At 65.9% G+C, this 7,231-nt stretch carries 5 protein-coding genes; all 5 read right to left on the reverse strand.

Annotation, left to right across the window (positions count from 1 at the left end; genetic code table 11):
* Positions 1–6: 6 nt before the first annotated feature.
* A complete protein-coding gene (locus AC3WJE_RS14485; RefSeq protein ID WP_493731516.1) occupies positions 7–1,074 on the reverse strand; it encodes a LacI family DNA-binding transcriptional regulator in 1,068 nt (355 codons plus the stop codon).
* Positions 1,075–1,117: 43 nt separating this feature from the next.
* The gene (locus AC3WJE_RS14490; RefSeq protein ID WP_493731517.1) at positions 1,118–2,392 is read right to left on the reverse strand and encodes a sugar MFS transporter; all 1,275 of its coding nucleotides are present in this window, start codon (positions 2,390–2,392) and stop codon (positions 1,118–1,120) included.
* A gap of 51 nt (positions 2,393–2,443) precedes the next feature.
* Positions 2,444–3,199, reverse strand: coding sequence for a GntR family transcriptional regulator (locus tag AC3WJE_RS14495; protein WP_493731523.1), 756 nt, complete (start codon positions 3,197–3,199; stop codon positions 2,444–2,446).
* A 95-nt stretch (positions 3,200–3,294) separates the two neighbouring features.
* Positions 3,295–4,419 carry an acyltransferase family protein gene (locus AC3WJE_RS14500; RefSeq protein ID WP_493731518.1) on the reverse strand — a complete coding sequence of 375 codons (1,125 nt, stop codon included), beginning with the start codon at positions 4,417–4,419 and terminating at the stop codon, positions 3,295–3,297.
* Positions 4,420–4,462: 43 nt separating this feature from the next.
* On the reverse strand, positions 4,463–6,718 hold the full coding sequence (locus AC3WJE_RS14505; protein WP_493731519.1) for an alpha-N-acetylglucosaminidase: 2,256 nt from the start codon (positions 6,716–6,718) through the stop codon (positions 4,463–4,465).
* Positions 6,719–7,231 lie beyond the last annotated feature (513 nt).

Consider the following 7,231-nt stretch of genomic DNA (forward strand, 5'->3'; position numbering starts at 1 on the left):
AGAGAGTCAGGTCGGTTCGGGGGGAAGGGGGCGTGGGGCTGCCGGCTGCAGCGGCGCGGTCGAGCCGCGCACCACCAGTTGCGGGACGAAGCCACGGTTCTGCAGCTGCGTGCCCTGCTCGTCGTAGGCATCGGTGCGCAGCTGGCTGATCAACAGGCGCGCGGCATGCCGCGCGATATCTTCGGTGGCCTGCTTGGCGGTGGTCAGCGGCGGCCACGACTGGCGCGAGAACGGGCTGTCCTCGAAGCCGGCGATGGAGAGCTGGTACGGCACGTTCATGCCGGTGGACTTGGCTGCGGCCAGCACGCCGGCGGCGATCTCGTCGTTGCTGCCGAAGATCGCGCTCGGCGGTTCGCGCAGCGACAGCAGCCGGCGCGCGCCACGGAAGCCGTCGTCGAAGGTGTAGTCGCCCTGCACGATCAGGTGCTTGTCGATCACAATGCCGTAATCGCGCAGCGCCGCCTCGTAGCCGGCGTAACGCTCGCCGCTGGAACGATGCTGCGGGCCGCCCCACAGGAAACCGATGCGCTGGTGGCCGAGCTGGATCAGGTGTTCGGTGATCTCGTAGGCGGCGGCGCGATCGTCGATGTAGACGCAGGCGCCATCGCCCGGATCCTCGGTGGCGGCGATGATGCGCACGAACTTGACGCCGCGCGCGCTCAATCCCGCCAACAACTCGGGCCGCTCGGACATCGGCGCGGTCAGCACCAGGCCGGCCAGACGCGAGCGCTGTACCCACTCGGCCATTTCCTCGGCCAGCAGCGGTGAGGTCGAGTCGACCGGATTGATCTGCAACCCGAAGCCGGTCTCACGGCAGGCGGCGAGCACGCCGTTCTGCACACCGATGATGTGGTACGGATTGGGGTTGTCGTAGACCAGCCCGATCACGAACGGTGTGCCGCTGCGCAGGTTGCGCGCGGACGGATCGGGTTCGTAATCGAGGTCGGCGATCGCGCGCAGCACCCGTGCGCGGGTGGCCTGCATCACCGAGGGTTCGTTGTTGATCACGCGCGAGACGGTCTTCAACGAGACCTTGGCGCGCTCGGCAACATCCTTGATGGTCGGTCTGCGCATATTCTGCCCCTGGCTGTTCGACGAGCCTTCCATGATGCCCGGATCAGCCCTGCCGCGCCGGCTGGCTGGCGCGGTGCCCGCTCAGCGAATAGAACAGGATGTACAGGTAGCACGGCACCATCAGCAGCGCGAACACCAGCTGGAAGTCGTAGTGCTGCTTCAGCACCGCGAACAGCTGCGGGATGATCGCGCCGCCGGCAATGCCCATGACCAGCAGCGCCGAGCCGATCTCGGTGAAGCGGCCCAGGCCCTTGATCGCCAACGGGAAGATCGCCGGCCACATCATCGCGTTGGCAAAACCGAGCGCGGCGACGAAGCCCACCGACACGTAGCCGTGGGTGAAGTAGGCACCCAGCGAGAACAACACGCCCAGCACCGCCGAGACGCTCAGGTAGGCCGCCTGCGAGACCACGCGCGGGATCAGTATCAGGCCGGCGATATAGCCTGCCAGCATCGCCGCCAGCGTATAGGCGGTGAACAGCTTGGTGCGATCCAGCGGCAGGTCGAAGCCGTGGCCGTAGGTGCCGATCGCATCGCCCGCCATCACCTCCACGCCGACGTAGACGAACAGGCACAGCACGCCCAGCCACAGGTGCGGGAACTGGAAGATGCTGGTCTTGCCGCTCCCGTTGCCGGCCGGCACCGCATTCACCTCGGACGGCTTCAGCTCCGGCAGCGGCGAGAACAGCACGCCGATCGCCAGCACCACCAGCACGCCGGCCATCGCCAGGTACGGCGCATGGATCTTGGCGGCGAACTCGTCCAGCAGCGCGGCCTTGGTCACCGCATCGGCGGCCGCCACCTTGGCGGACAGATCGCCGATGCCGTGCAGCACCACGGTGCCGATCACGATCGGCGCGAGGATGCCGGCGATCTTGTTGCAGATACCCATCAGCGCGATGCGACGCGCGGCGGTCTCGATCGGGCCGAGGATGCTGATGTACGGATTGACCGCGGTCTGCAGCAGCGCCAGGCCACTACCGATCACGAACAGCCCGCCCAGCGCACCCGGATACCAGCGCTGCGTGGCGAACTGGCCGAACGCCGCCGCGCCCACCGCCATCACCAGCAGGCTCAGGCCCAGTCCCTTCTTCATGCCGGTGCGCTTGAGCAGCCACGAGGACGGCAGCGCCAGGAAGAAGTACGACAAATAAAAGACCATCAGCACCAGGAACGCATTGACCTCGTTCAGGTCGAACGCCAGCCGCACGAAGGTGATCAGCGGACCGTTGACCCAGGTGAAGAAGCCGATGATGAAGAACAACGCGCCGACGATGGCGATCGACACAAGCGGATTGGCGGGCCTGGTGGGTGACATGGATCGGCGGGCTCCAGCGGAAGGTTGGCGGGCGGGGATCGCGTGGTTCGGTCAGCGCCGCAGTTCGGCGACGAAGTCGTAGTAATCGTTGTGGCAGTACGTGTCGGTCAGCTCGATCGCGCTGCCATCGCGGGCGTAGCCCACCCGCACCACGTGCAGGATCGCCTCGCCGGTGCGCATCTTCAGCTGCTCGGCCAGCCGCGCCGGCAGGTTGATCGCGCGGAAGTACTGCAGGGCGCGCACCACCGGCGTGCCCTGCGCATCGAGGTAGGCATAGAGCGAATCGCCGACCTGCTCCGGGTCCGGCACGATGCGCTCCGGCAACACCGCCTGTTCATAGGCCATCACCCGGTCGTCGGCGCTGCGCAGGCGGCTCAGCACCGCCACCGTCGAATCCGGCGACAGCCCAAGCCGCATCAGCTCCTCGCCGTGGGCCGCGCGCAGGCGCCGGTCCAGCCAGCGCGTGCCGGGCTCGTAGCCCTTGATCCGCAAGGTCTCGCTGAAACTGGTCAGACCGCTCAGCTGGTGCTGGATGTGCGAAGTGACGAACGTGCCGGCGCCCTGGCGGCGGGTGACCAGGCCCTGCTCCACCAGCGCATCGACCGCCTGGCGCAGGGTGACGCGGGAGATGTCCAGCCGTTCGCACAGGTGACGCTCGGCCGGCAGCGCCTCGCCGCTCTTCCAGCGGCCCTCGCGGATGCTGTCGCCGAGCTTGGCCGCCAACTGCAGATACAGCGGCGTGGGCGCGGACGGATCCACCACCAACTCGTCGAGACGCTTGTCGTGCTCCTGCGCGGACTTGGCCATTCCTTCACCCTTGGACATCAATTCATTAGGTCCAATATATTACCAATTTTGGATTTGTGCACCTCGAACCCTCGTAGAGCCGAACTTGCCCGGCACTACAGCCGGACATAGATCCGCCGGCGATCCATCCACCAGCCCAGTGCCCAGCACAACAAGGTGTAGGCGACCGCGCACAGCAGCGAGCCCAGCGCTCCCGGCACGATCCGCTGGAACACCGCGATGCCGAGCCAGTCATACAAGCCCATGCCGGATGCGACCCGCACCTGCTGCAGGGTGACCACGAACAACTCGGAGAACAGGTAGATCGCCAACGGGTTCTTGCCGAGCACGGTGAAGAAGCCGCTGCCGGCCCGATGGCCGCCCAGCTCGATCCAGGCCACCAGCAGCGCCAGCCAGACCAGGTCCAGGCCGACGGTCAGCAGCACGAACGGGCCGGTCCACAGCTTCTTGGCGATCGGGAACCACGGATTCCACAGCAGCGCCAGCACGACCAGCACCACGCCGCAGGCCAGCATCCAGCCAACCGCACGCGGGGTCTTGCCGGCACGGCGCAGCCACTGCCCGGCCAGATAGCCACCCAGCACGTTGGCGGTGGCCGGCAGCGCCCCAAGCAGGCCTTCCGGATCGAAACCGCCGTCCTTGCGATACAGGTGATCGCGCCCGACCAGCCACAGGTCCAGGCGGGTGCCGGCGTTGGCCAGCTTGTCCAGCTCCAGGCCGGGCATGCCGAACAGATGCAGGATCGCCCAGTACGCAAGCGGCAAAGCCAGCGCCAGCCATGGCAACAGCTTCCCGGGCAGATAGCGCACCGCCAGTGCCGCCAGCAGGTAGCAGATCGCGATCCGCTGCAGCACCCCGAACACGCGGGTCTGATCGAACGGCTTGAACGCCCAGTGCCCATCGACCTGCTGCACGAACGGGTACCAGTACATCAGCAACCCGCACAGAAAGATCAACCCCGCGCGCTTGAACACCCGCCGCAGGAAATCCGCCTCGCTGCCACCCGGCGCGGCGAAGCTGAGCGCATTGCCGGTGACGAACAGGAAGGTCGGGAACACCAGATCGGCCAGCGTGAAACCGAACCACGGGGTGTGCACCAGTTGCGGATACGCAGCGGCGCCGGGGCCGGAGGTGTTGACCAGGATCATCAGGAAGATGGTCAACCCGCGCAGTACGTCGAGCGACAGGAAGCGTTCCGGCTTCGGGAGCGTTGGCGTCATCGCGAGACCTCGATACAAGCACTCACCTTGGAGCAGACCATCATCACTCCTGCTCCAGCAATCGCCGGATCGAACCCACCACATCACGCGGCGCCTTCCCCGGTGACGGTACGTCGCCCGATTCCGCCCACTGCCGTTCCCACTGTGCCAGTTCACGACCGAACGCGGCCTCGTCGAACGCCGTGCCGGCCTGCTGCGCGGCGCGATATGCATCGAGGAAGCGCATCCATCGCTGCAGGTAGAAACCGTCGTACATGCCCTGCCACGCCTTGGACGCATAGTCGGCCAGGTTGCCGTCGCCGCCCCACACGCTCACCTGCGCACGCGCATTGGCGACGTAGTAGGCCTGCAACGCGGCATCGCCGTCAGCATAGTTGCGCGCCTGCGTGGTCCAACTGGACAGGGTTTCCTGCTGGCCACCGATCAATCCATCGATACCGCGCACCAGCACGACCGCCTTGGCGCGTGCCGCATCGCCGGTAGCGAAGTCCTTGTGCTGATAGGCCTGCACCGTCTGCTGCAGCAGATCGTCCACGCGCAGGGTCAGGTAGTGACGCGCGTAGTCGACCAGATCATGTCGGTACAGCGGCGCATCGCGATAACGCGGCGCCTGCGCCAGCAATGCCTTGATCGCCTTGCGCAGCCGCACCGGATCGCCGGGTTTGTCGTCGAAACCGGTGATCGCCACAGTCGGCCGCTTGAACAACAGATAGCCCCCCGCGCGCTTGTTCCACCAGCGCGGGCTCCAGTAACGCGTGCTGTAGACCGAAGCACGCAGATCCTCCCACGCAGCCAGCAGATCGCCATCACTGTGACCGTAGCGGGCGCGACTGTATTGCGCGATCCACTGCTCCAACGGCTGCGCGGTGCCCTCCCAGGCCAGGTTGTAGAGGTATTCGTAGACCACCGAGTTGCTGTGCAGCCCTTCCGGGAATGCACCGAAACCGGCGAGCTGACCATGCTGCGGATCGGCCAGCAGCGCCTGCAGATCCTGCCGGTAGAAATCGAAATCACCGTAGACCGGATTGCTGCCGCCGTAGTTGTGCACGTAACCGTAGATCCACTGCTTGCCGTCGAACGCCTGCGAAGCCTTCCATGTGCCCGGATAGCGATCGTTGCCGATGTCCAGCACCAGCATGCGGTTATTGGGCACCTTGCTCAGGAAAGCGTCGATCGCCTCGGGTTGCCAGAACTCGCGATCGGCACCGAACAACCAGCCCTGCATCACCCAGGTCGCCTTCGGGTTGGCCTGCGCGATCGAGCGATAGATCGCCTCGCCATACTGCGCCAGCCGCGCATCACGCTTGGCCGCGGGCACGGCCCTGGCCTTGGCGGCCTCGGTATTGGCGGTGCTGTCGCCGTACTTGGCCGCGGCCACATCGCTGCCGTCATCGGCCACCGGTGGCAGCATCTCGTTGAAGGCATCGGCCAGGTAGAACTCACCCTCGCCATAGCTGCGCGTGTACAGCTCGATGAAGCGCCGCGCGATGCGCGCGAACAGCGGATCGGCCGGGTCCAGCCAATAGGTTTCGTGGAACCCCTCCCACGCACGCATGCGGTAGATGCGCGCCTGCGGATGCGCCTGCGCGAACGCCTTGGGCACATAGCCCGCGAACGCCGGCAGCACCGGCTTCATGCCCAGCTCGCGCATGCGCGCCAGGATCTGCTTCTGCAACGCCTGCTTGTCATCGATCCAGCGCTGCGGCAGCGGCGCGCGATAGCCCTCGATGTTGCCCATGCGCTGCCACGGCGTGAACGCCGGGCCGGAGAAGTAGTCGGCAAGATCGGCGTCGGCCACATCGAACTCGCGCCACAGCTGTTGCCAGATCGCCTCCTGCCCCTCCATCGCCAACGGCATGTCGACACCGTGCAGCGCCATCCAGTCGATCTCACGCTGCCAGCGCGACCAATCCCAGAACGGCGTGGTGTAGCCGTAGGTGCAGGTGTTGAGGTAGGCACGATGGGCGAACGGCGTGGCGACCTTGGTCCCGACGAAATTGTCGAAACGCGCCGGCAGCGCGACCCGATCACCTTCCCAACTCACCGATGCCGCACCGATCGAATTCAGATAGGCGTAGGCGCCATGCACCAGCGCCACCGGATCGGAGCCCTGCACGTCGAGCCGCTTGCCTTGCGCATCGACGCGGTACCACGGCGCCCCCTCCTGCTGCGGCTGCTCGTTGAGCGTGATACGCGCAGCGGCCTGCGCGCCAAAACTGCGCTCGAGCACCTGATGAGCTGCATCGCTGGCATGTGCGGCGCCGACCAGCACCGAGCCGGCCAGAAGCACCGACAGCATGGATGCAGGACGTTGAATGAAACCTTTTACGTTCAACTCATTTGCTCCTGTGGCACTCAGCTCTCAAAGCATCTCTCCCCGGGAGACTGCCGCCCCATTTGGGGGAAGGGGTTGCGATGAGGGCACGGGGGCGAAGCCCCGATGATGCCGGGCTGCAAGAGGCTCCGCCCATACCCTCATCCGCCCCTTCCGGGCACCTCGCTCCGCGCCCCGGCCCGCAAGCGGGAGAAGGGAAATGCATGTTGCACTTGCTGTTGCACTTGCACTTGCTGTTGCTGTTGCTGTTGCTCGTGATTTTGCTGTCGCCTTTCGCCTTTGACTTTCCCGGGGCCCCCATCCGCAGCGGCGGAGCCAGCGGGAATAACCCGAAGGGCGACGCACATGGATGTGCGTCGTTTTCTGCCGCGACAGGAGGTCGCGTCAGAAAATCCCGCTGGCGCAGCGGAGGGCGCGAGGACTGGGGCGTGTTTCTTTGGGTTACGTTTCTTTGCACGAGCAAAGAAAGGTGACTCG

Source organism: Pseudomonas sp. GW821-FHT07E12, from assembly GCF_058986605.1.